This is a genomic window from Pseudomonas sp. KH_046_1 (assembly GCF_057839025.1).
Genome location: NZ_CM174481.1, coordinates 1,720,643 through 1,742,525, shown reverse-complemented (window position 1 = coordinate 1,742,525; position 21,883 = coordinate 1,720,643). Strand labels below are relative to the sequence as shown.

Here is a 21,883-nt window from a genome sequence, read left to right as displayed (position 1 = left end):
CCTACAACACACACCCATCAAACCCGCCCCTGACATTCGCCGGCAATTCACCCCGATGCTCCATCAACCACGCATCCAGGGTATGCCCGACATGGGTCAGTACCGCCGACTTCGGTTGCAACTCATCGATGCATTGCAAGGCCAGGTTCAGGTCGTTGTGATTGCGCGGTGCCTGGGGTTGCGGTGGCATGGAGCAATCCAGCACCAGCACATCCAGTGGCTCACGCCGCAGCCAGCTCAACGTGTCTGGCGGCAGGCCTACGGTGTCGGTCAGGTAGGCGATTCGCCGCCCTTCTCCTTCCAGCAAATAACCGAGGGTCGGTTTCGAGTGTTGCAGCGGCAGCGCGGTGACGCTGAGCGCAGCGAACTGCCGGGTTTCGAAGCTATCGAATGGCTGGCTGAAATCGAGAATGCCGGGGTGTTTGTAGAGGTCGGCCAGGCCTTCCGGGTCCACGGGACCGTGGACCGGAATTACCAGGCCCTGGCCCCAGCGCATATGCAACAGGCCCTGGGCGTGATCGGCGTGGTAGTGGGTCTGGAAAATGCCATTGAAACTGCGCGGCGGGAAACGTTCGCACAGGTCAGGCAAACCGCTGTCGATCAACCAACGCTGATCTGCGCACTCGATCAGCGCACTGCATGGTCGACGCTGCAAGCGTTCATCGTGGCGGGCCGCATCGCAAGCCACACATTCGCAGCCGTAGACCGGCACTTGCCGGGCATCACCGGTGCCCAGCAACGTCAGGCGCATGGGGCTTGCTCGTCAATGCAGGCCAGCAAGCGTTCGACCGTAGACTCCAGCGGGCCGGAGTTGTCGAGCAGGTGCACGGCCGGATCTTCAGCCAGCAGCCGCTCGTTGAATCGGGCGTTGCGTGCCAGGCGCTGATCGATCTCGACCAATGATTCTCGCCCACGCTCCAGCAGTCGTTGGCGCAACACCGCTTGATCTACAGTCAGCAACAGCACCAATGCCTTCGGATAGCGCAGGCGGGTGTTCTGCAAATGCCCCCGCGAGCCATTGACCAGTACGTCCTGGCCGGCGGCCAGCCAATCGTCGATTTCCCGCGGGATGCCATAGGACAACCCATTGGCGTGCCAGCTCAGGGCAAATGCCCCTTGAGCTTCCATGTCGGCAAACTGCTGCGCGCTGACGCCCAGCGCCGCCTCGCCCACGGCTTCTGCCGAGCGGGTAATGACTCGCCGTACCATACGGCAGCCGCGTTCGGCCAGCCGCGTTCGCGCGGCATCCAACAGGCTGTCCTTGCCCGAACCTGAAGGCCCGATGAGATAGATCAACCTGCCTGCCATCAAAACACCCTCTTCGCTTGTCGCCATACTTGCTGGACCACCGGCAAACCGTCCTGACTGCGGGCCTGCACCAGGTCGGCACATAACCCCGGAGCGATTTCACCGCGATCAGTCAAACCAGCCGCCCGGGCCGGATTCAGGCTGACCAGGCGCACCGCTTCGGCCAGACCGATCCGCTCACTCTGCGCCGCCAGCGCAAACGCCGATTGCAGCAGGCTCGCCGGGTAGTAATCGCTGGACAGAATATCCAGCAAACCTTCGGCGGCCAGATCTGCGGCGGCCACGTTACCCGAGTGCGACCCGCCGCGCACGATGTTCGGTGCGCCCATCAACACATTCATGCCGTGCTCCCGGCAACCGCGCGCGGCCTCGACGGTGGTCGGGAACTCGGCGATGGTCATGCCGTAGCGCGCCGACTCCTCGACGTGGGCCAGGGTCGCGTCATCATGACTGGCCACCGACAAGCCAAGGGCCAGACAGTGCTCGACAATCGCCGCGCGGTAGCGGTCGCTGTAGGTGCGCGAGTTGGCCATCTGCAAAGTGATGAAGTCATCCATCTGCGTGGTGGTCAGGTGGTATTTGCCCATGTAGTACTCACGGTACTTGGATTCCAGCACGAACTGGCGCTGACCCGGCGAGTGGTCCATCACCGACACCAGTTGCACCAGCGGGTTTTCCACCAGATCGCGGAACACGCTGAGGGTGTCCGGGTGGCACAGTTCGCAGCGCAAGTGCAGGCGGTGTTCGGCACGGGTCAGCCCGGCGTCGGAGGCTTTGGAGATAGCGTCGAGCATCGCCGGCAGTTTCTGCATGCGATTGCCCTTGGGGTTCACGTCGCCGATGGACACTGCATCGAATACCGTGGTGATGCCCGCCGCGATGATCTGCGCATCATGGCTGAGCACCGCCGGCACCGACGGCCAGTCCACGCCGGGACGCGGGGTCATGTGGCGTTCCAGGTTGTCGGTGTGCAGTTCCACCAGACCCGGCAGAAGATAATCGCCATTGAGGTCCAGGGCCTGGGGCAAACGGCTCGGGCCTTCGGCGACCTCGGCGATCAAACCGTCGCGCAGCACCACGGTGCCGTAGAACACACGGTCAGCGGTAACCAACTGGGCATTGCTGAGGATCTGTTCAATGGGCATCGGCGTATTCCTCTTGGTTCACGGCGGCGGGAGTCATGTCGAGATGGCGGTCGGCAACCGCCTCGCGGGCGACGCGGTCGTGGAAGATACCGATCAGCGCGGCGCCGTCGACTTTTGCTTCATTCATCAGTTCCAGCACCACCTGGCGATTGTTGTCGTCGAGTGATGCTGTCGGTTCATCGAGCAACATCACCGGCCACGCCACCATGAATCCCCGGGCGATGTTGACCCGTTGCTGCTCGCCACCGGAAAAGGTGCCTGGCGCCAGTTGCCAGAGACGTTGCGGGATGTTCAGGCGAGTGAGCAAGGATTCGGCACGTGCTTGCGCCTGCTCTTTCGCCCAACCACGGGCCAGGGCCGGCTCCATCACCACATCCAGGCACGCCACACGTGGGATCACCCGCAGGAACTGACTGACATAACCCAGGGTGCGCTGGCGCACTTGCAGGATGTCCCGGGGCTCCGCGCCCACCAACTCCCGCCATTGGCCGTCGTGCTGCACGCGGATGCTGCCGCCCGCCGGCAGATAGTTGCCGTACAGGGTGCGCAGCAAGGTGCTCTTGCCCGCGCCGGACTGGCCATGCAGGACCAGGCACTCGCCGCCCGCCACACTGAAATCCACGGCGCGCAGCACGTTGAGGACCACGCCGTTCTGCTGATGCAAAGTGAAGGTTTTCGAGAGGTCACGGACCTCGATCAAGGTATTCATCGCAGGGTTTTCCACTATTGAACGGGGCTTCACGGCTGCAACACCGACGACACCAGCAGTTGCGAATAAGGGTGCTGCGGATCGTCGAGGATCTGATCGGTCAGCCCGGTTTCCACCACCCGCGAACGGCGCATCACCATCAAACGGTCAGCCAGCAAGCGAGCGACTGCCAGGTCGTGGGTGACGATCACCACGGCGAGGTCCAGCTCACGCACCAGTCCCCGCAGCAGGTCGAGCAAGCGCGCCTGCACCGAGACATCGAGGCCTCCGGTCGGTTCATCCATGAACACCAGCCGTGGACTGGACACCAGGTTGCGGGCGATTTGCAGGCGCTGCTGCATGCCGCCGGAGAAGGTCCGGGGCAAGTCGTCGATGCGCTGCGGATCGATTTCCACCTGGCTCAGCCAGTCGAGCCCGGCCCCACGCAGTTGCTGGTAATTGCGCACGCCCTGGGCCATCAGGCGCTCGCCGATGTTGGCGCCGGCGGACACGCCCATGCGCAAACCGTCGCGAGGGTTCTGCTCGACGAAGCCCCATTCGGTACGCAACAAGGTGCGGCGTTCGGCTTCACTGGCGCTGTACAGGTCCAGCCATTGACCCTCTTTATCGCGGTAGCCGATCTGTCCGCGCTGCGGCGGCAAGCGCCCGCTGAGCAGCGAGAGCAAGGTGGATTTGCCCGAACCGGACTCGCCGACAATCCCCAGCACTTCACCGGGATACAAGTCGAAGCTGACGTCCTGACAGCCCTTTTCCAATCCGTACAACAGCGACAAATCACGCACTCGCAGCAGCGGTTCGGTGGACACGGACACTTGGTTATTCAGCGCCTGATTCATTGGCCCTGCTCCTGCTGGCTGACGCGCTGGGCGCAGTAATAGGTGTCGGAACAGACGAAGCTCTGGGTGCCGGCGTCGTCGAGGATCAACTCATCGAGGAACGAATCGCGGCTGCCACAGATCGCGCAGCACTCTTCCCACTTCTGCGTTTCGAAGGGGTGATCCTCGAAGTCGAGGCTGGTGACCTTGGTGTACGGCGGCACCGCGTACAGACGCTTCTCACGGCCGGCGCCGAACAGCATCAGCGCCGGGCTCATGTCGAGTTTCGGGTTGTCGAATTTGGGGATCGGCGACGGGTCCATCACGTAGCGCTCGTCGACCATCACCGGATAGGCGTAGGCCGTGGCGATGTGGCCGAAGGTGGCAATGTCTTCGTAAAGCTTGACGTGCATGACCCCGTAATCGTTGAGGGCATGCATGGTCCGGGTCTCTGTTTCCGACGGCTCGATAAAGCGCAGCGGCTCGGGAATCGGCACCTGATAGACCATGATCTGATCGGCATGCAGTGGCGTTTCCGGGATGCGGTGACGAGTCTGGATCACCGTCGCGTCCGGCGTACTTTCGGTGGTTGCGACGCCAGCGGTGCGGGCGAAGAAGCGGCGGATCGACACGGCGTTGGTGGTGTCGTCCGCGCCCTGGTCGATGACCTTGAGCACGTCGTCGTCCCCCAGAATCGCGGCGGTCAACTGCATGCCGCCAGTGCCCCAGCCATAAGGCAGCGGCATCTCGCGACCACCGAACGGCACCTGGTAACCAGGGATCGCCACGGCCTTGAGCAAGGCGCGGCGGATCATGCGTTTGGTCTGTTCATCGAGGTAGGCAAAGTTGTACGCCGCATCGCGCACGGGTGCCTGAGTCAGGTCATTCATGGTTTTTGCCCTCGGCAGGCTTGCGCAGTTTGCGGATCAGTTCCAGTTCGGCCTGGAAGTCGACGTAGTGAGGTAACTTCAGGTGCGAGACGAAGCCTGCGGCCTCAACGTTGTCGCAGTGCATCAGTACGAATTCTTCCTGCTGCGCTGGCGAAACGATTTCTTCGTTGTATTCGTCAGCGCGCAGCGCACGGTCGACCAGTGCCATGCCCATGGCCTTGCGTTCGGCGTGCCCGAAGGCCAAACCGTAGCCGCGGGTGAACTGCGCCAGCTCCGTGGCCGAGCCGACGAACTGGTTGACCATCTCGCACTCGGTGACTTCGATGCAGCCCAGGTTGATCGGGAAGCCCAGCTCTTCGGGATCGACCCACACCTCGACTTCACCGATGCGAATTTCCCCGGCGAACGGGTGATTGCGGCCATAACCGCGCTGGGTGGAATAACCCAGCGCCAGCAGGAAACCTTCGTCGCCACGGGCTAACGCTTGCAGGCGTTGCGCACGACTGGCGGGTAGCTCCAGTGGGTCGCGAGTGATGTCGGCCACGCTTTCGCCGTTGTCCGATTCGGTCTTGATCAGGCCCTCTTGGGCGAGCAAACCGAGGACTCGCGGACAGGGCTCAAGGCTGGCATTCGGGGTGACTTGCGGGCCCGGGTATTCGCCTTCGGCCAGCAATGCGAAGTCCAGCAAACGATGGGTGTAATCGAAGGTCGGGCCCAGCAGTTGCCCACCTGGCACGTCCTTGAAGGTCGCGGACAAACGACGGCTGAGCTGCATGTGTTGCGTGTCGATCGGCAGGCTCGGGCTGAAGCGCGGCAACGTAGTGCGGTAGGCCCGCAGCAGGAAGATCGCTTCCACCAGATCCCCCGCCGCTTGCTTGATCGCCAGCGCCGCGAGTTCTTCGTCGTACAGCGAGCCTTCGCTCATCACCCGCGCCACCGCCAGCGGCAATTGCTGACGGATCTGCTCGACACTCAGCTCCGTGACCGAGGTATCGCCCCGGCGCTTTTTCGCCAGCAGGCGGTGGGCATTGTCGATGGCCTGTTCGCCACCCTTGACGGCTACGTACATCAGGCGCGCTCCTCTGCGATACGGGTACTGCGGGGCAGGCCGATCAGGTCATGGCCGGCGGTGAAAAACAGGTCCAGGCCCCGGGGGAATTCGTTGTGCAGTTCACGTTCGCGCCAGAAGTCATCGGCCAGCGGCAGCGCGACGCCGTGTTCGCTTTCGATGCCCGGCCCGCGCCACAGCAGCCCTGCCCCGCCGTCGAGACTTGGCAGCTGAACCAGCAAGGTGCAGGACTGGTCCGGGTAACGGTCGTTGCCTGTATCGAAACCGCTCAGGTCGAGCAGATCCTCGGCGGCAAGCAAGGCGAACCGCGCGTCTTCGCGCTTGGCGGTCAATGGGCAACCACAATGGAACGCCAGGTTGGCTCGGATCAACGGCGTATCGAAGGACGGCGCCAGCCACAGCGGTGTGTCGACATCCAGCAACGACAGGCACAGCGCGTAGGTCGCGGGCGCCAAGCCTTCGAGGCTCGGTGTGGCATGCAGCGTCTGGATCAGACCGGGGCCGGCCAAGGCCTTGAGTGCAGTGCGAAATCCGCGCTGGGCATCCAGCACCGGGTCGGCGAACGCCGGTTGCAACAGCTGTGCGCTCATCAGTTTTCTCCTCGCACGAGGGTGAAGAATTCGACTTTGGTGGCGGCGGTTTCCGCCTCTTTTTGTGCCCGGCGTTGGGTCTGAACAGTCGCCAGCGGCGTGATCATTTCCGCCAGCCAATGGCGCTGTTGCGCGCCTTGCAAATGCGCGTCAGCCAACGCGGCCAGTTCGGCATGGACCTTGTCGCGACCCGCCAGATAGCTGTAGCCGGTACGGCCATCGGCCAGGCGCACCACGCAGCGGGTCACGCTCATTTCGCCGACATTGAACGGCGCGCCGTTACCGCCCATGCGGCCACGGACCAGGGTCATGCCGATTTCCGGGGCGCGGATCAGTTGGTACTCGACATCGCGCAAAGCGGCTTCGAAGGGCTGCAATTCACTGCGGCTGGCGCGGGCCAGCACACCGATCCAGTGCTGCCGTTCGGTATGAGGAACAGGGTTGTGCATGGCGTTCTCCATCAGGTGACGACCTGGTACTGGAAGCGATCCGAACGGCTGGTGGACTGGGCCAGCTCCACCGCACGGCCGTCGCGATCGCGGGAAAGGGTGAACACGCTCAGGGCCGGCAGATGCCGGGGCATCAGCAGCAGCGCGGCCTCTTCGCGGTTGGGCAAGCGAGCGCCGATCAGGCTCTGGGTACGGGTCAGCGGCAAGTCCCGTTCGCTCAGGTATTTGCGCAGGGAGCCCCCGGTGTAATCGGCCAACAGCGGCGCGTAACTGGCGCAGTAGCGATGACGGATCAGGCTGACCGGTTGGTTGTCGAGCTTGCGCAAGGTCTGCAGCTCGATCATCGGAGCCATCTCGGCGATGCCCAGATACTGGGCTTCTTCACGACTGGCGAAGCAGTAACGACGCTTGAGCAGCACTGCCTCGACGCCATGCCCCTGGGCTGACAGCGACTGGCTGTAGGCACTGTCGGCGGTCATCGAGTAAATCAGCGGCCGCTCCAGCACCTGGGTGCCTTTGCCCTGGCGGCGCAACAGGCTGCCCTCGAACACCAGTTCATCGATGGCGCGGCGCAAGGTATGGCGGTTGACCCCGAAGCGCTCGGCCAACATCACCTCGCCCGGCAGGAAATCTCCGGCGCGGTAATCCGCCAACTCCCGACGCAGGATGTCGGCCAACTCGCGGTACACCGGCTCATCTTGTCTAGACAACTGCATGCTTAAAAAAAAGCGCCCGCGGGCACCCCTCCGAAATATCAGATGAACTGCTTGCGCAGGCGTTGCGAGAGGATGTCGATCAGGCTGACGATGACGATGATCACCAGCAGCACCGCGCAGGTCTGCGTGAACTGGAAGGCGCGGATGTTCTCCCACAGGATCACCCCGATCCCGCCGGCCCCGACCATCCCCACCACCGTCGCCGAGCGCACGTTGGCCTCGAAGCGGTACAGCGCGTAGGACACCCACAGCGGCATGACTTGCGGGATCACCCCGTAGATCACCTCTTGCAAGGCACTGGCACCGGTGGCGCGAACGCCTTCGACCGGACCGGGATCAATCGCCTCGACGGCTTCGGCGAACAGCTTGGCGAGTACTCCAGTAGTGCTGATCCACAGCGCCAGGACCCCGGCAAATGGCCCCAGCCCGACGGCCACCACGAACAACATGGCAAACACCATTTCGTTGATCGAGCGGAAGGCGTCCATCACCCGGCGCAGGGGTTGGTGAATCCACCACGGCGTGATGTTTTCCGAGCAGAGAATGCCCAGTGGCACCGAGCAGACAATCGCCAGCACCGTGCCCCACAGGGCGATTTGTACGGTGACGAGCATTTCCTTGAGGTACATGCGCCATTCATGGAAGTCCGGCGGGAAGAAGTCCCCGGCGAAGGTCGCCATGTTTCCCGAGTCGCGGTACAGCGCCATCGGATTCATTTCGGCGCCGTGCCAGGCCCAAGCCAGCAGGACCAGAAACAGGCCCCAACCGAGGTACTGCGGCCAGGTGCGCTTGCCGACAGCTTCAGCGTGCAGAGTGGTCATGAGGGTTCTCTAAAAAATCAAATGAAGCGCGAAATGCGAGTGCAGACATAAAACCTGTGGGAGCGAGCCTGCTCGCGAAAGCGGTATGTCAGTCGCCATCGAGGGTGAATGTCAGGCCGCATTCGCGAGCAGGCTCGCTCCCACACTGGCTCAACCGGCGTTGGCCGCGCTCTTCTCGGTGTTGGTCTTTTCCAGCAAGGTCAGGCGCTCTTGCAGCTTCGCCAGCTCGGCATCGATGTCGGCCAGTTTTTTGGCCTTGTCGGCCGCTTCCAACTTGTCGTCAGCGCTGATCGTGGTGCGCTGCTTGAACAGCTCCAGCTGGCGAATCGGCAGTAACTGGTCGTCGCTGGATTTCAGGAACTTGCCCAGTTGCATGCCCTTGAGCACGGCCTTCTCTTCGTCGGTGTCGCCGTAGCTGAAGATGAAATCGCGGATCCTGGTTTTCTCGCTGTCACTCAGCGCTTTGCTCCACACCAGCGGGTCGGCCGGAATCAGCGGCGACTTCCAGATCACCTTGAGCTGTGCCGCCTTGTCCGGCTGGGTGACTTCCAGGCGATCCCAGCTTTCGGTGTTGAAGGTCGCCACATCCACTTGCCCCTTGGCCACGCTCAGCGCGTTGACTTCATGGCTGGAATTGAGGGTGCGCTTGAACGCGGTGGCGGCGTCGACGTGGTTCTTGGCAAACACGTAGTAGCCCGGCACCAGGTAGCCCGAGGTGGAGTTCGGATCACCGTTGCCGAAGGTCAGGCTCTTGGCATTTTTCAGCATGTCATCGACGGAGTTGATCGGGCTGTCCTTGCGTACGATCAGCACACTCCAGTAACCGGCGGCGCCACTGGCGGCAGCGGTCTGGGCGAAGATCTCGCCGTTGGAGCGGTCCACCGCTTCGATCGCGGCCTTGTTGCCCAGCCAGGCCACATCGACCTTGTTGAAGCGCATGCCCTGGATCAGGCCGGCATAGTCGGAGGCAAACGTGGCGTTGATCTTCAGGCCGGTCTGCTTCTGCATGTCATCCAGGAACGGCTGCCAGATGCTCTTGAGGTTTTGCGAAGACTCGGTGGACATGATGCCGAAGTTGATGGCTTTTTCTTCCGCCTGGGCGTTGCCCAATACACAGCTGGCGAGCAGCGCTGCACCAGCAAAAACGCGACCGATACGGTTCAACATGGAAAGGTTTCCTGAGGGTGAACGGTGGGGGAATCCGGGGTTGATCACACGCGCGCCAACACCAGTCGCGGCGCCGCTTCGCTGTGACGGGATGACTCGGAACACATGAGGCTGGTGTCGGTGTCGGCACCGTACAAATCGTTGAGGAACTGGCCGCTCAATTGAGAGCCGGGGCCATCGAAATGAATCCGGCCGGCCTTGAGCGCCACGGCACGCGGGCAATAACGGGTGGCGTAGTCGACTTGATGCAGGGTCACCACAACGGTCTTGCCGTCACGGCGGTTGATGTCGGCGAGGATCTCCATGACCTTGCGCGCCGATTCCGGATCGAGGGAGGCAATCGGCTCATCCGCCAGAATCACCTCGGCCCGCTGGGTCAATGCACGGGCAATCGCCACGCGCTGTTGCTGACCGCCGGACAGGGTCGAGGCCCGTTGTGCCGCCAGGTCAGCCAGGCCGACACGGTCCAGGGACTCCATGGCGAACTGCTTTTCCTCGGCATTGAACAGGCTCAAGTTGCCACGCCAGCGCGGCATGCGCCCCAGGCAACCGAGCAGCACGTTGTCGAGCACGCTCAATCGGTTGACCAGGTTGAACTGCTGGAAGATGTAGCCGATGTCGGCGCGCAGGCGGCGCACCTTGCCATTCAAACGGCCGGATGCCTGCACTTCGCGACCCAGCACCTTGACGCTGCCCCCGTTGTGGCGATCGCAACAGGCCAGGCCCGCGAGATGGCGCAGCAAGGTGGACTTGCCGGAGCCGGACGCGCCGATCAGCGCGACCATCTCACCGGCCGCGATGGTCAGTTCGAGGTCGACCAGTGCGGTTTTGCGCGCAAAGGTCTTGTTCAGATGATCGACATGGATAGCTGCGTTCATGGGCTTCTCTGTCTGGTTGAACAGCCGTCCGTGGCTGTATTTGAGTTCAACAGACTTTAGGCACCGGGCATGTCAGCCCTATGACTTGCACATGTCACTGGATGGGCTATTTGATGAAGGTTTTGTGAAAGGTTGAGCTGGAGGTTTGCGTATTTGGTCGCGGTTGTATCCATTGTTGTGGTTACTGAAGAACACTGTGGGAGCGGGCTTGCTCGCGAAGGCTTTGTGTCAGGCGATGATTATTTTGTGGGTGTACATATCCGTTGCTGCGGTAACGGCCACTTAGGGTTCCGCCCTTATGGCGGGTTACTTGGAAGAGCGGAACGCCGCCCGGCCCCAAGTAACCAAGGGCTCTTGCCCCTGACGTTCGTTGCCTCGCCAAGGCTCGACATGCCCTCGCTCCGGTCCTGCTCCGTGGGCCCGCCGCCATCGGCCATCCATGGCCGGCGGCGGCTAACCCGGCATCCATGCCGGGTTGCCCACTGCGCAGAACCTCCGCTCGGCCTCACGAGGTGGCAAGAAGATCAAGATCAAAAGCCAAAGCGAGGCGGCCTACCGGCCGGCCTGATCGCGGGGTTCGTTCGCCTGTGAGAATTGAGTTGGCTGACAGGCCGTCATCGCGAGCAAGCTCGCTCCCACAGAAGAGCAAAGGCGGATCGGCGTACACCTTCGCTCTTCACCACTCAACAGGCCGAGCGTTAGCTCGCCTGCAGCTCTTGATCTTGATCCACCCGCCCCCTCGGCAGGCTGAGTGGAGGCGTTCATCCGGGGGTAGGCGCGCAGCGCCGTTCGGCGCAGCCGAACACATCGAGAGGAGGTCGAGCGAAGCCGACCGGAGGCGATGCCCCCGGATGAATGCCGGAGCGAAGGAACCCCGAGCCTTAGCGAGGGGCCGTACGTTCGGGGCGAGCGTTTTTTGGGTTACTTTTTTTAGGCGCTTGTAAAAAAAGTGACTCGCCGTAAGGGCGAAACCGCCAGCCGCCGTTACCAAAAAACCGGATATGTACACAGTCAACAAAAGACAGGTCGGCTATCAGCCCGCCTTCGCGAGCAGGCTCGCTCCTACAGTTGGGCTGGGTACATTCGGAAGAAATTGATCAGCTGTCAGGCCGCCTTCGCGAGCAAGCCCGCTCCCACAGGGTTCAGCAATCCCCCGGCAATCACATTTCAACAGGCACAAAAAAGGCGACCCGAAGGTCGCCTCTTTGCGTTACTGCCCGAATTTCCGCCCCAGGCCACCCGGTACACCCTGGATATCAGTGTCTTCCCACGGCCCGTCAGGACTGATCGACCGGCTCCAGCCGTTATCCCAGCGGTAATAGGTGCGCTGGCGATAAAAGGTATTGGGCTGGTCATCCAGCACATACACCCCAAGCTTCGGATCCCAATGGCTATTCCCCCCAGGTGGTGGCGCGAAGCTCGCAGAAGTGCGTGGCAACGGCTTGGAGGGTTTGGCCGGGATGGTCGGCTTGCTCGGTACAGGCGACGTCGATGGCGTGGGACTCGGCTGCGACGGCGGGAACGGCGGTGGTGGTGCCTGATGTTCCGTTGGCTGCTGGACCGCACAAGCGCTTAACCCCATAACGACGCTGAGCAGGGTGATACGAGCGAATGCGGTCATGATTGCGTTTTCCTGTTATTTGTCCGGGCTGTCGATGGTCAGTGTTTGCGGCGCGGTGGTGCTGCTGGCCAGTGGTTGGCTGCGACCGATCCATTCGCCGACGGTCGGTTTGCCGGCACGGGAAATGCGCGCAACCAGTTGGACTTCAGGGAAGTTCGACAGTTTCAATTGCGGCATCATTGCGTCGGCATCACCCAGTTCGACGGTCACCGGCAGGTCGGCCACGGTCATGCGCTTGACCGCCAGCGGGGCCGGAGGACCGGAGATCGCACGGGCGAAGATGAACACGCTGTCGCCAGGCTGGACCTTGGATTTGAGGTCCGCTGCCAGATCGACGCTGACCTTGAGCAACGCCGCGGTCTTCGCCGCCGGTGCTTGCGCAACCTTGCCACCACTGGCCACCAGCTTCTCCGTGGCCCGGGTAATCCCGCCTTGCAGCGCCTCGCGGGACTTGTCTTCCGGCGGCAGCTGCGCCAACAGGCGATTCCAGTAATCGATGGCGTCCTGATAACGCTCGCTTTCAAACGCGGCAATGCCCAGCAGGCCAAGGCTGGTGACTTCTTTCGGATCGGCCTTGAGCGCTTCGTCGGTCAGGGCCTGGACCTTGTCCGACCACTTCTTGCCATCGGCGAAGTACTGGGCCTGGGCCCATTGACCGAGCAGCTCGGGCTGGCGACCGGCCAGGCTCACGGTACGTTCGAACATCTTCGCCGCGTCCGCCGGGCGGTCCTGAGCCATGTAGGTGCGACCGAGGAAGTACATGCCTTCAGCGGAATCCGGCTGAGCGGCGACCGCACGCTCCAGGCGCTGGGTCATCTCTTCCATCGACTGGGGAGCCTGGGAAAATTCGCGTGTCAGTTCGACCTTGTCGCTGGCACCAAAATGCAGATACAGGCCCAGGCCCAGCACCGGCACCAGAATGGCCGCCAGCAACGGCAAGGGTTTGCCCAGACGCGACACCCGCGGCGCTTCAGCGCCTTCGGTGTCCGCCAGCAATTCACGGGCGGCTTCGGCGCGACCGGCGTCCATTTGCGCCGCATCGAGCACGCCCTCTTCCTGCTGAGTCTGCAACTCAGCCACGCGCTCCTGATACAGCGCAACGTTCAGGGCGGTACGATCCTCTTCACGCTGGGCGCGACGGCTGCGCAGCACCGGGATCAACAGAAAACTCAGGGCAACCAGAAGCAGCAGACCTGCAGCGAGCCAGAAATCAATCATTCTTGGTTTTATCCAACAGGTGGTCGAGGCGCGAGCGCTCCTCGGGAGAAAGCTCAGCCTGGGTACCGGCGCGTTGCACGCGACGACGGCGAACGATCACCGCGATGATCACGACACCACCCAGCAGCAGGCCGGCGGGGCCGAACCAGAGCAAGGCGGTCTTGGCGTTCAGTGCAGGCTTGTAGCGGACGAAGTCACCGTAGCGATCGACCATGAAGTCGATGATCTGCTGGTTGCTCTTGCCCTCGCCGAGCATGCGGAAAATCTCTTTGCGCAGGTCGGCGGCAATCGGTGCGTTGGAATCGGCGATGTCCTGGTTCTGACACTTGGGGCATCGCAGCTCCTTGGTCAGCTCGCGGAAACGCTCGCGGTCACCTTCCTTGGCGAACTCGTAGGTGTCGATGGCCGCGTGGGCCACGCCCGCCAGGCTCAAGCCCAGGACAACGGCAGCAATCCAGCGCTTCATGGCTTGGCCTCGTCGACCAGCGCCTGGTACTTGCCCGCCAGTTTTTCACGCCAGACCTGTTCGTCGATCACGCCGACGAACTTGTCGCGGATGATGCCCTTGGCGTCGATGAAGAAGGTTTCCGGCGCGCCGTACACGCCCAGGTTCAGGCCCAGCGACCCTTCGTCGTCACGAATGTCCAGCGCATACGGGTTGTGGAAGTCCTTCAGCCACTTCAAGGCGTCGGCGTTGACGTCCTTGTAGTTGATGCCGTAGATCACCACGCCCTGCTGGGCCAGTTTGTTCAGCACCGGGTGCTCGACCCGGCAGGAAATGCACCAGGTGCCCCAGACGTTGACCAGCGCCGGTTTGCCCAGAATGTCAGCGCGGGTCAGGGTCTTGTCGCCTTGCACCGATGGCAGGGAAAACTCCGGGAACGGCTTGTTGATCATGGCCGAAGGCAGCTCGGCCGGATCCAGGTACAACCCACGGTAAAGGAATACAGCGACCACCAGAAAAATCGCCAGTGGCAACAACATCAACCAACGCTTCATGCAGTGGCTCCCGACATGCCCAGTGCTTCGCGCACGCGGCTTTTGACCTTGACCCGATAACGCCGATCCAGCGCCGCCAGCAACCCGCCTGCGCCTGTCAACAAGCCGCCGAACCAGATCCAGCGCACGAACGGTTTGACATGCACGCGCACAGCCCAGGCGCCGTTACCCAGTGGTTCACCGAGGGCGACATAGAGGTCGCGGGTGAAACCGGCGTCGATGCCCGCTTCGGTCATCACCGAGTTCTGCACGGTGTACAGGCGTTTTTCCGGGTGCAGCACGCTGATTTCCTTGCCGTTGCGGATCACCCGCACGGTGCCCTTGTCGGAGGTGAAGTTCGGGCCTTCGAAGTGCTTGGCGCCTTCGAAGACGAACTGATAGCCGCCCAGGTCCATGGATTCGCCCGGCGCCAGACGCAGGTCGCGCTCGGCACTGTTCTGGCTCGACAGCACGACACCCAGCGCACACACGGCAATACCCAGGTGCGCGATCTGCATGCCCCAGTAGCTACGGGTCAAGGTTGGCAGGCCTTTGATCAGGCCCTTGTGGCGGGTCTTGTCGAAGATGTCACGCACACCGGCCAGCAACACCCAAGCGGCGAGCATAAAGGTTGCGAGCACGGCCCAGTTGAAATCGCCGTAGGCGACGCCGGCCACTACTGCTAGCGCGGCGCTGCCGAGCAGGACCGGGGTCAGCATGCTCACCAGCCATTTCACCGGAGTGTCTTTCCAGCGCACGATCACGCCGACCGCCATCACCACCATCAGCAACGCCATCAACGGAATGAACAGCGCGTTGAAGTACGGCGGGCCGACGGACAGCTTGGCGCCGGTCATGGCGTCCAGAATCAGCGGGTACAAGGTGCCGAGCAGGATCATCGACGCGGCCACCACCAGCACCAGATTGTTGCCCAGCAACAGGGTTTCCCGGGACCAGAGGTTGAAACCGACCTGGCTCTTGACCACCGGCGCGCGTAGGGCGAACAAGGTCAGCGAACCACCGACCACGAACAGCAGGAAAATCAGGATGAACACCCCGCGCTCCGGGTCGGAGGCAAAGGCGTGCACCGAGGTCAGCACGCCGGAACGCACGAGGAAGGTGCCCAGCAGACTCAAGGAGAATGCGGCGATGGCCAGCAACACGGTCCAGCTCTTGAACACGCCACGTTTTTCCGTGACCGCCAACGAGTGAATCAGTGCGGTGCCCACCAGCCATGGCATGAACGAGGCGTTTTCCACCGGGTCCCAGAACCACCAGCCGCCCCAGCCGAGTTCGTAGTAGGCCCACCACGAGCCGAGGGTGATGCCGATGCCAAGGAAGGCCCAGGCCACGATGGTCCACGGACGCGACCAACGCGCCCACGCGGCATCCAGGCGACCGCCCATCAGCGCGGCGATGGCGAAGGCGAAGGCCACCGAGAAACCGACGTAGCCCATGTACAGCATCGGCGGGTGAACGATCAGGCCGATGTCTTGCAGCAAGGGGTTGAGGTCGGCACCATCGGTGGGCATTTGCGGCAGAATGCGTTTGAACGGGTTCGAAGTGAGGATCAGGAACAGCAGGAATCCGGTGCTGATCATGCCCATCACCGCCAACACGCGGGCCAGCATGATTTGCGGCAACTGCCGGGAGAACACCGACACCGCGAAGGTCCAGCCGCCGAGAATCAAGGCCCACAACAGCAGGGAACCTTCGTGGGCTCCCCACACGGCGCTGAACTTGTAGTACCACGGCAAGGCGCTGTTGGAGTTGTTGGCCACATAGGCCACGGAGAAGTCATCGACCATGAAGGCGTAGGTCAGGCAACCGAAGGCGAACAGCAAGAACGCGAACTGCCCCCACGCGGCCGGCTGGGCCAGGCTCATCCAGAAGCGGTCACCGCGCCAGGCACCGACCAATGGCACCACCGCCTGAACCAGCGCGAAACACAGCGCCAGGATCATGGCCAGGTGGCCCAACTCGGGAATGAAGATTCCAGCTGTCATCAGTTAGCCCTCTTTCGCGGGAGTGGGTGCCGACTGGCCGCTGTCTTTCAGGGCCTTGGTCACTTCCGGCGGCATGTACTTCTCGTCGTGCTTGGCCAGCACTTCATCGGCCACCACCACGCCATCGGCGTTGAGCTTGCCCAGGGCGACGATGCCCTGCCCTTCACGGAACAGGTCCGGGAGGATGCCGCGATAAGTGATGGTCACGGACTTGTTGAAGTCGGTGACCACGAACTTCACGTCCAGCGAGTCGCCGGAACGCTGCAAGGAACCGGCCTCGACCATGCCGCCGGCACGGATACGCGTGTCCTGCGGGGCTTCGCCGTTGGCGATCTGGGTCGGTGTGTAAAACAGGTTGATGTTCTGCTGCAGGGCGCTCAGGGCCAGGCCGACGGCAGCGCCGACCCCGACCAGGATCGCGAGAATGATGATAAGACGCTTTTTGCGCAGCGGATTCACTTGCCGTTCTCCCGGCGCAGACGACGCGCCTCTTGTTGCAGATACCGCTTGCGGGCCAGGATCGGCGCCGCCACGTTGAGGGTCAGTACCGCCAGGCAGATGCCATAGGCTGACCAGACATACAAGCCATGATGGCCCATGGCGATGAAGTCGCCGAATGAAGCAAAACTCATCGAGCGACCTCCAGGCTGTTTTCCACTTCGACTTTGACCCAACTGGCCCGGGCTTCACGCTTGAGCACTTCAAGACGCATGCGCAGCAGCAGGACCGCGCCGAAGAAACAGTAGAACCCCAGCGCCGTGAGCAGCAGTGGCAGCCACATTTCGACCGGCATCGCCGGTTTTTCGGTGAGGGTGAAGGTCGCGCCCTGGTGCAGGGTGTTCCACCATTCAACCGAGTATTTGATGATCGGGATGTTGATCACGCCGACGATCGCCAGCACCGCACAGGCCTTGGCCGCGCTGTCACGATTGCTGATCGCGTTGCCCAGCGCAATGAGACCGAAGTACAGGAAAAGCAGGATAAGCATGGACGTAAGGCGTGCGTCCCAGACCCACCACGAGCCCCAGGTCGGCTTGCCCCAGATCGCCCCGGTGACCAGCGCCACGGCGGTCATCCAGGCACCGATGGGCGCCGCGCATTGCAGGGCGACGTCGGCCAGTTTCATCTTCCAAACGAGGCTGACGATGCCGCACACGGCCAGCATCACGTAGATGGACTGCGCCAGCATGGCGGCCGGGACGTGGATATAAATGATGCGAAAGCTGTTGCCCTGCTGGTAGTCCGGCGGCGCGAAGGCCAGGCCCCAGACCACGCCAACGCTGATCAGCAGCAACGCCGCGACGCTCAGCCAGGGCAGCATTTTGCCGCTGATGCCGTAAAACCATTTGGGCGAGCCAAGCTTGTGAAACCACGTCCAGTTCATACTGTTTCCATCACGGTTGCTCTTTACTGTGAAGAGCCAGGGTCTTTGCTGGTTGTTTTTTAACCAGACCTCATTATTCGCCGACGCTGATCTTCAGGCCAGCAGCTATTGCAAAAGGTGTCAGGGTTATCGCCAGGGCGGTCAGGCTGCCAAGCCACAACAGATAACCGGTCGCCGGCATCCCCTGCAAGGCGGCCTGCAAGGCGCCACTGCCAAGGATCAACACCGGGATGTACAACGGCAGAATCAGCAGTGCCAGCAACAGGCCACCGCGTTTCAAGCCCACCGTCAGCGCCGCGCCCACCGCACCGAGCAGGCTCAGTACCGGTGTACCGAGCAGCAACGAAAGCAGCAACACTGGCAGACAGGCGGCAGGCAAACCGAGCATCAGCGCCAGCAAGGGCGCGAGCAAAACCAGTGCCAGGCCGGAAAAAGCCCAGTGTGCCAGCACCTTGGCCAAAACCAGAAGAGCCAGGGGGTGCGGCGAAAGGACCCACTGCTCGAGGGATCCATCCTCGAAATCACTGCGGAAAAGCCCGTCCAGCGAGAGCAAAACCGATAAAAGCGCTGCCACCCAGACCAGCCCCGGAGACAAGGTTTGCAACAATTGAGACTCGGGTCCGACCGCCAGCGGGAACAGAGAAACGACGATGGCAAAGAACACCAGCGGATTGGCCAGTTCCGCCGGACGGCGGAACAGCAGACGAGCCTCGCGGGCGACCAGCAAGCCGAAAACACTCATACGGCCCAGCTCCCCAGATCGATGTCGCGATAACCGGCCGGCATCCGGCTCAGCGTGTGATGAGTGGTCAACACCACCATGCCGCCGCGTTCGCAGTGGCCGGCCAGATGAGATTCAAGCTGTGCCACGCCCTGCTTGTCGAGGGCGGTAAAGGGTTCATCGAGGATCCACAGCGGCGGGCTGTCCAGATACAGGCGAGCCAAGGCGACGCGACGCTGTTGACCGGCAGACAGGGTATGGCAAGGCACATCCTCGAATCCGCGCAGCCCGACCGCGGCCAGCGCCTGCCAGATCGCCTCGTGGGTCGCCGGATGATGCAAGGCGCACAGCCAGCTCAGGTTCTCTTCCGGCGTCAGCAAATCCTTGATCCCGGCCGCGTGGCCGATCCACAGCAGGTTGCGCGCCAGCTCACCGCGTTGTTCGTTCAGTGGCTGGCCGTTGAGCAGCACCTGACCGGCGGTCGGCTGCATCAGCCCCGAGAGCAGGCGCAACAGGCTGGTCTTGCCGCTGCCGTTGGGGCCGCTGATTTGTACCATTTCGCCACTGGCCAGTCGCAAATCGAGATTTTCGAAGAGCAGCCGAAGGTCTCGCTCACAGGCAAGGGCAACGGTTTGCAGGACAGGACTGGTCAAGGGTTCACGGGCCTTATACGGTTCAAGTCGGCTCTGGCGCGGCCGTTAAAGAGATGCAGCATAGATGCAATGACGTCTTGTTCTAGAGAGCTGCGTCAAACAATTGCAAAGTTTTCGCCATTTTTGGATACAACGGCGCGGCATTATACATGCCAGACCTTACTCTAAAGAGTGCATTTTCCTCAGGTTGTGACCGCGTATGACAGGCGAAATGAACATCCTCCCGCTACCGCAAACCCTCCCGGCGACTTCGCGCCCGCCGGTGGTCAGTGGTGAGTTGCTCAAGTTGCTGACGCCAGTGGAGGGGCTGATCAGCGTCGGTCAAACCGCCCAGGCCGAAGTACTGTCGCTCAAGCAGGCGGACCAGACTTTCCAGATGCTGCTCAAGGTCACCCTCGACAGCGGCCGCCAGACCACGGTCCAGACCACCAGCAATCAACCGCTGGCACAGGGCACCACGCTGGTCGTCAGCCAGCCCTCGGCCGGCAACCTGGCCGTGACGGTGCAACAGGCCATTGCCTCCAACATCGCCACCCTCACCCGTCTCGACACCGCGCAACTGCCCGTTGGCACCCTGCTGCAGGGCAAAGTGCTGACCTCGCAAGTGCTGCCCCAGGTGCCCGGCCAGCCCATGGTATTTCGCTCGATGGTGGGCCTGCTCAACACCGCACTGAGCGGCAGCACCCTGAACATCGACAGCCCGCAGCCCTTGCGCATCGGCACCTTGTTGAGCGCGCAGGTGCAAGACGCCCAGACCGTGAAATTCGTGCCCCTGAGCAGCCGACAGGAGCAACTGGCGGTGACCCGGCAACTGGTCGACCAGCAAAGCCGCCAGGGATCGCTGGACGGCTTGCTCAAGCTCCTGCAAAACCTGCCGCCCTCGGACCAGACATCCGTTGAATTGCGCAGCGCCGCTGCCCGGTTGCTCGCCGGCCTGCCAGATGTTCAACAGTTGAGCACCCCCAAGGGCCTGGCCCAGGCCCTGGCCAGCAGCGGTATGTTTCTCGAAAGCAAACTGCTGACCGGGCAAAACCCGACGCTCGCACCGGACATGAAAGGCGACCTGCTCAAACTGGTTGCGCAATTGAGTCAGGGCTTGCCGGCCAACACCAGCCTCGGTGCGATCATCGCCGCCAATACCCTGGCCCAGGCCATGCCGAATTTTGTCCGCAATGCCCTGGGCATGCTCGGCCAGGTCAGTGCCAAACCATCGCCGACCGGCTTCCCGCTGCCCGAACGCCAGTTGCAAGGCGCCGACGGTGAAAACGACCTCGAACACCTGCTGCGCCTGGCCGCCGCCGCGGTTTCACGCCTGCAAAGCCATCAACTGTCGAGCCTGGAACAGACCGGCGTAACCGCCGACGGACGGCTGATGAGCACCTGGCAGCTGGAAATCCCGATGCGCAATTTGCAAGACATCGTGCCCTTGCAGGTCAAGTTCCAGCGTGAAGACTCACCCGAAAAAGAACAGCCCAAGGAACGTCGCGAAGAACGCGAACCCAAGCAGCAGTTGTGGCGTGTGGAACTGGCCTTCGCCATGGAGCCTTTGGGGCCGCTGCAAATTCAGGCGCAACTGATCAAGGGCAGCCTCAGCAGCCAGCTCTGGGCAGAGCGGCCTTACACCGCCAGCCTGATCGAAAGCAACCTGAGCGGGCTGCGTAACCGCTTGCTGTCCGCCGGCCTGAACGTCGGCGACCTCGATTGCCACCTCGGCACACCGCCCCAAGGCCCGCAAACCCGCCTCGAACAACGCTGGGTCGACGAAACCGCATGAAAAACCCCAACACCCCACGCCAGGCCATCGCCCTCAAATACGACGGCACCCACGCCCCGACCCTCACCGCCAAAGGCGACAAAGAGCTGGCGGAAGAAGTCATGCGCATTGCCCGCGACTGCGAAGTGCCGATCTACGAGAATGCCGAACTGGTGAGGTTGTTGGCGCGGATGGAGCTGGGGGACAGCATTTCGCAGGAGCTGTATTGGACGATTGCCGAGATCATTGCGTTTGCGTGGAGTTTGAAGGGGAAGTTTCCGGCGGGGCAGGATCCGGATGCGCTGATGGTCGAGAAGGACATCACCGAGCGCGGGGATGATTATTGAGCTTACGAACCCGTTATGCAGGAGCCAGTTTGCCGGCGAATGCGAACTTGAATATTGCACCGATCATTTAGCCGCCTTCGCTGGCAAGCCAGCTCCTACGAAACGCAATAGCTTGAAACTGCGACCAACAATCAAACCATTGATGAGCCCTGCCCCCAGCGCCGCCCCTGCAACCGCCGACATTTCATTGGCCAGTTCCGGGTACATGGCCGCCTGGTAACCTTCGTAATAACGCCAGGCAAAAAAGCCCCAATACACAATCAGTACCTTGATCGTACCGGGTAGAACCAGATGTTGCCCCTCGCACTGCACATTGTTGTACGAGAAAAAACGCAGTGCCAGCAACCACCCCGCCAGCAATCCCAATGCATAGACTGAAAGCTGGATTGCAATTTCCTGGGAGGGATTGAGCGATGCGAGGGACAAAGCCACGAATATCACGGGTGATATCTGCAATGACCTTTTCGATACGTGGCTCCTGAAACAGGCGATGACACCGTAGTAACTCAGAATAAAAAACACCGCATAAACCCACAGCGGTGTACCGCGCAAAATGTCGATCATAAGCCTTCCTGGCACTGTGTATGTTTGAGCAGATCAAACTACTGATCGCTGGTTGCGATCACAAGACGGTGGGATCTGAGA

The 21,883-nt window shown here is 62.1% G+C and carries 26 protein-coding genes; 2 read left to right on the top strand and 24 right to left on the bottom strand.

Annotated elements, in window-relative coordinates:
* Position 1: 1 nt before the first annotated feature.
* The 23 genes from phnP to ccmA form a co-directional block, all read right to left on the bottom strand.
* Entirely contained in the window at positions 2–751 is a 750-nt protein-coding gene (gene phnP / locus AC3IT9_RS07930) for a phosphonate metabolism protein PhnP (protein WP_150753399.1), read from the bottom strand.
* Positions 742–1,308 (bottom strand): phosphonate metabolism protein/1,5-bisphosphokinase (PRPP-forming) PhnN, encoded by a 567-nt coding sequence (gene phnN / locus AC3IT9_RS07925; protein ID WP_150757682.1) that lies wholly within the window; start codon positions 1,306–1,308, stop codon positions 742–744. The genes phnP and phnN overlap by 10 nt, the downstream gene beginning before the upstream one ends.
* Entirely contained in the window at positions 1,308–2,453 is a 1,146-nt protein-coding gene (locus AC3IT9_RS07920) for an alpha-D-ribose 1-methylphosphonate 5-triphosphate diphosphatase (protein WP_150724505.1), read from the bottom strand. The genes phnN and AC3IT9_RS07920 overlap by 1 nt, the downstream gene beginning before the upstream one ends.
* On the bottom strand, positions 2,443–3,162 hold the full coding sequence (gene phnL / locus AC3IT9_RS07915; protein ID WP_489272612.1) for a phosphonate C-P lyase system protein PhnL: 720 nt from the start codon (positions 3,160–3,162) through the stop codon (positions 2,443–2,445). The genes AC3IT9_RS07920 and phnL overlap by 11 nt, the downstream gene beginning before the upstream one ends.
* A 29-nt stretch (positions 3,163–3,191) precedes the next feature.
* The gene (gene phnK, locus AC3IT9_RS07910) at positions 3,192–3,998 is read right to left on the bottom strand and encodes a phosphonate C-P lyase system protein PhnK (protein WP_489272611.1); all 807 of its coding nucleotides are present in this window, start codon (positions 3,996–3,998) and stop codon (positions 3,192–3,194) included.
* Entirely contained in the window at positions 3,995–4,867 is an 873-nt protein-coding gene (locus AC3IT9_RS07905; protein ID WP_489272610.1) for an alpha-D-ribose 1-methylphosphonate 5-phosphate C-P-lyase PhnJ, read from the bottom strand. The genes phnK and AC3IT9_RS07905 overlap by 4 nt, the downstream gene beginning before the upstream one ends.
* Complete coding sequence (locus AC3IT9_RS07900; protein ID WP_489272608.1) at positions 4,860–5,936, bottom strand: carbon-phosphorus lyase complex subunit; 1,077 nt, start codon at positions 5,934–5,936, stop codon at positions 4,860–4,862. Before AC3IT9_RS07900 ends, AC3IT9_RS07905 begins: the two co-directional genes overlap by 8 nt.
* Positions 5,936–6,526, bottom strand: a complete 591-nt coding sequence (gene phnH, locus AC3IT9_RS07895; protein ID WP_489272606.1) for a phosphonate C-P lyase system protein PhnH — start codon at positions 6,524–6,526, stop codon at positions 5,936–5,938. Before phnH ends, AC3IT9_RS07900 begins: the two co-directional genes overlap by 1 nt.
* Positions 6,526–6,975, bottom strand: a complete 450-nt coding sequence (gene phnG, locus AC3IT9_RS07890) for a phosphonate C-P lyase system protein PhnG (protein WP_150724499.1) — start codon at positions 6,973–6,975, stop codon at positions 6,526–6,528. Before phnG ends, phnH begins: the two co-directional genes overlap by 1 nt.
* Before the next feature lie 11 nt (positions 6,976–6,986).
* Positions 6,987–7,691 carry a phosphonate metabolism transcriptional regulator PhnF gene (phnF, locus tag AC3IT9_RS07885; protein ID WP_191628006.1) on the bottom strand — a complete coding sequence of 235 codons (705 nt, stop codon included), beginning with the start codon at positions 7,689–7,691 and terminating at the stop codon, positions 6,987–6,989.
* A gap of 38 nt (positions 7,692–7,729) precedes the next feature.
* On the bottom strand, positions 7,730–8,512 hold the full coding sequence (phnE, locus tag AC3IT9_RS07880) for a phosphonate ABC transporter, permease protein PhnE (RefSeq protein WP_150724498.1): 783 nt from the start codon (positions 8,510–8,512) through the stop codon (positions 7,730–7,732).
* Positions 8,513–8,662: 150 nt separating this feature from the next.
* Positions 8,663–9,679 carry a phosphonate ABC transporter substrate-binding protein gene (gene phnD, locus AC3IT9_RS07875; protein ID WP_489272604.1) on the bottom strand — a complete coding sequence of 339 codons (1,017 nt, stop codon included), beginning with the start codon at positions 9,677–9,679 and terminating at the stop codon, positions 8,663–8,665.
* A gap of 44 nt (positions 9,680–9,723) precedes the next feature.
* The gene (gene phnC, locus AC3IT9_RS07870; protein WP_150753409.1) at positions 9,724–10,557 is read right to left on the bottom strand and encodes a phosphonate ABC transporter ATP-binding protein; all 834 of its coding nucleotides are present in this window, start codon (positions 10,555–10,557) and stop codon (positions 9,724–9,726) included.
* A gap of 1,210 nt (positions 10,558–11,767) precedes the next feature.
* Complete coding sequence (locus AC3IT9_RS07865; RefSeq protein ID WP_150753410.1) at positions 11,768–12,178, bottom strand: hypothetical protein; 411 nt, start codon at positions 12,176–12,178, stop codon at positions 11,768–11,770.
* A gap of 15 nt (positions 12,179–12,193) precedes the next feature.
* Positions 12,194–13,396 carry a c-type cytochrome biogenesis protein CcmI gene (ccmI, locus tag AC3IT9_RS07860; protein WP_489272602.1) on the bottom strand — a complete coding sequence of 401 codons (1,203 nt, stop codon included), beginning with the start codon at positions 13,394–13,396 and terminating at the stop codon, positions 12,194–12,196.
* Positions 13,389–13,862: a cytochrome c-type biogenesis protein gene (locus tag AC3IT9_RS07855; RefSeq protein ID WP_150724493.1), complete on the bottom strand. Its 474-nt coding sequence runs from the start codon at positions 13,860–13,862 to the stop codon at positions 13,389–13,391. Before AC3IT9_RS07855 ends, ccmI begins: the two co-directional genes overlap by 8 nt.
* Positions 13,859–14,395 (bottom strand): DsbE family thiol:disulfide interchange protein, encoded by a 537-nt coding sequence (locus AC3IT9_RS07850; RefSeq protein ID WP_150724492.1) that lies wholly within the window; start codon positions 14,393–14,395, stop codon positions 13,859–13,861. Before AC3IT9_RS07850 ends, AC3IT9_RS07855 begins: the two co-directional genes overlap by 4 nt.
* Entirely contained in the window at positions 14,392–16,380 is a 1,989-nt protein-coding gene (locus AC3IT9_RS07845; RefSeq protein WP_489272601.1) for a heme lyase CcmF/NrfE family subunit, read from the bottom strand. Before AC3IT9_RS07845 ends, AC3IT9_RS07850 begins: the two co-directional genes overlap by 4 nt.
* A 3-nt stretch (positions 16,381–16,383) precedes the next feature.
* Positions 16,384–16,839: a cytochrome c maturation protein CcmE gene (ccmE, locus tag AC3IT9_RS07840; RefSeq protein WP_008052305.1), complete on the bottom strand. Its 456-nt coding sequence runs from the start codon at positions 16,837–16,839 to the stop codon at positions 16,384–16,386.
* Positions 16,836–17,012: a heme exporter protein CcmD gene (ccmD, locus tag AC3IT9_RS07835; protein ID WP_060541438.1), complete on the bottom strand. Its 177-nt coding sequence runs from the start codon at positions 17,010–17,012 to the stop codon at positions 16,836–16,838. The genes ccmE and ccmD overlap by 4 nt, the downstream gene beginning before the upstream one ends.
* The gene (locus AC3IT9_RS07830) at positions 17,009–17,764 is read right to left on the bottom strand and encodes a heme ABC transporter permease (protein WP_150757673.1); all 756 of its coding nucleotides are present in this window, start codon (positions 17,762–17,764) and stop codon (positions 17,009–17,011) included. The genes ccmD and AC3IT9_RS07830 overlap by 4 nt, the downstream gene beginning before the upstream one ends.
* Positions 17,765–17,837: 73 nt before the next feature.
* Positions 17,838–18,506 (bottom strand): heme exporter protein CcmB, encoded by a 669-nt coding sequence (ccmB, locus tag AC3IT9_RS07825; RefSeq protein ID WP_007980754.1) that lies wholly within the window; start codon positions 18,504–18,506, stop codon positions 17,838–17,840.
* Positions 18,503–19,138, bottom strand: coding sequence for a cytochrome c biogenesis heme-transporting ATPase CcmA (ccmA, locus tag AC3IT9_RS07820; protein ID WP_150724488.1), 636 nt, complete (start codon positions 19,136–19,138; stop codon positions 18,503–18,505). The genes ccmB and ccmA overlap by 4 nt, the downstream gene beginning before the upstream one ends.
* A 199-nt stretch (positions 19,139–19,337) precedes the next feature.
* Between ccmA and fliK the strand changes: the two genes are divergently transcribed.
* Together fliK and AC3IT9_RS07810 are read left to right on the top strand one after the other, a co-directional pair.
* Positions 19,338–20,912: a flagellar hook-length control protein FliK gene (gene fliK / locus AC3IT9_RS07815; RefSeq protein WP_489272598.1), complete on the top strand. Its 1,575-nt coding sequence runs from the start codon at positions 19,338–19,340 to the stop codon at positions 20,910–20,912.
* Positions 20,909–21,238: an EscU/YscU/HrcU family type III secretion system export apparatus switch protein gene (locus tag AC3IT9_RS07810; RefSeq protein WP_423502045.1), complete on the top strand. Its 330-nt coding sequence runs from the start codon at positions 20,909–20,911 to the stop codon at positions 21,236–21,238. The genes fliK and AC3IT9_RS07810 overlap by 4 nt, the downstream gene beginning before the upstream one ends.
* Before the next feature lie 63 nt (positions 21,239–21,301).
* Here the strand turns inward: AC3IT9_RS07810 and AC3IT9_RS07805 are convergent, their stop codons facing one another.
* Entirely contained in the window at positions 21,302–21,802 is a 501-nt protein-coding gene (locus AC3IT9_RS07805) for a DUF6622 family protein (RefSeq protein WP_150724485.1), read from the bottom strand.
* Positions 21,803–21,883 lie beyond the last annotated feature (81 nt).

Bases quoted from the DNA above. Each gene is read 5' to 3' on its own strand.
- phnP (WP_150753399.1), bottom strand. From the start codon at position 751: ATGCGCCTGACGTTGCTGGGCACCGGTGATGCCCGGCAAGTGCCGGTC.
- phnN (WP_150757682.1), bottom strand. From the start codon at position 1,308: ATGGCAGGCAGGTTGATCTATCTCATCGGGCCTTCAGGTTCGGGCAAG.
- AC3IT9_RS07920 (WP_150724505.1), bottom strand. From the start codon at position 2,453: ATGCCCATTGAACAGATCCTCAGCAATGCCCAGTTGGTTACCGCTGAC.
- phnL (WP_489272612.1), bottom strand. From the start codon at position 3,162: ATGAATACCTTGATCGAGGTCCGTGACCTCTCGAAAACCTTCACTTTG.
- phnK (WP_489272611.1), bottom strand. From the start codon at position 3,998: ATGAATCAGGCGCTGAATAACCAAGTGTCCGTGTCCACCGAACCGCTG.
- AC3IT9_RS07905 (WP_489272610.1), bottom strand. From the start codon at position 4,867: ATGAATGACCTGACTCAGGCACCCGTGCGCGATGCGGCGTACAACTTT.
- AC3IT9_RS07900 (WP_489272608.1), bottom strand. From the start codon at position 5,936: ATGTACGTAGCCGTCAAGGGTGGCGAACAGGCCATCGACAATGCCCAC.
- phnH (WP_489272606.1), bottom strand. From the start codon at position 6,526: ATGAGCGCACAGCTGTTGCAACCGGCGTTCGCCGACCCGGTGCTGGAT.
- phnG (WP_150724499.1), bottom strand. From the start codon at position 6,975: ATGCACAACCCTGTTCCTCATACCGAACGGCAGCACTGGATCGGTGTG.
- phnF (WP_191628006.1), bottom strand. From the start codon at position 7,691: ATGCAGTTGTCTAGACAAGATGAGCCGGTGTACCGCGAGTTGGCCGAC.
- phnE (WP_150724498.1), bottom strand. From the start codon at position 8,512: ATGACCACTCTGCACGCTGAAGCTGTCGGCAAGCGCACCTGGCCGCAG.
- phnD (WP_489272604.1), bottom strand. From the start codon at position 9,679: ATGTTGAACCGTATCGGTCGCGTTTTTGCTGGTGCAGCGCTGCTCGCC.
- phnC (WP_150753409.1), bottom strand. From the start codon at position 10,557: ATGAACGCAGCTATCCATGTCGATCATCTGAACAAGACCTTTGCGCGC.
- AC3IT9_RS07865 (WP_150753410.1), bottom strand. From the start codon at position 12,178: ATGACCGCATTCGCTCGTATCACCCTGCTCAGCGTCGTTATGGGGTTA.
- ccmI (WP_489272602.1), bottom strand. From the start codon at position 13,396: ATGATTGATTTCTGGCTCGCTGCAGGTCTGCTGCTTCTGGTTGCCCTG.
- AC3IT9_RS07855 (WP_150724493.1), bottom strand. From the start codon at position 13,862: ATGAAGCGCTGGATTGCTGCCGTTGTCCTGGGCTTGAGCCTGGCGGGC.
- AC3IT9_RS07850 (WP_150724492.1), bottom strand. From the start codon at position 14,395: ATGAAGCGTTGGTTGATGTTGTTGCCACTGGCGATTTTTCTGGTGGTC.
- AC3IT9_RS07845 (WP_489272601.1), bottom strand. From the start codon at position 16,380: ATGACAGCTGGAATCTTCATTCCCGAGTTGGGCCACCTGGCCATGATC.
- ccmD (WP_060541438.1), bottom strand. From the start codon at position 17,012: ATGAGTTTTGCTTCATTCGGCGACTTCATCGCCATGGGCCATCATGGC.
- AC3IT9_RS07830 (WP_150757673.1), bottom strand. From the start codon at position 17,764: ATGAACTGGACGTGGTTTCACAAGCTTGGCTCGCCCAAATGGTTTTAC.
- ccmB (WP_007980754.1), bottom strand. From the start codon at position 18,506: ATGAGTGTTTTCGGCTTGCTGGTCGCCCGCGAGGCTCGTCTGCTGTTC.
- fliK (WP_489272598.1), top strand. From the start codon at position 19,338: ATGACAGGCGAAATGAACATCCTCCCGCTACCGCAAACCCTCCCGGCG.
- AC3IT9_RS07810 (WP_423502045.1), top strand. From the start codon at position 20,909: ATGAAAAACCCCAACACCCCACGCCAGGCCATCGCCCTCAAATACGAC.
- AC3IT9_RS07805 (WP_150724485.1), bottom strand. From the start codon at position 21,802: ATGATCGACATTTTGCGCGGTACACCGCTGTGGGTTTATGCGGTGTTT.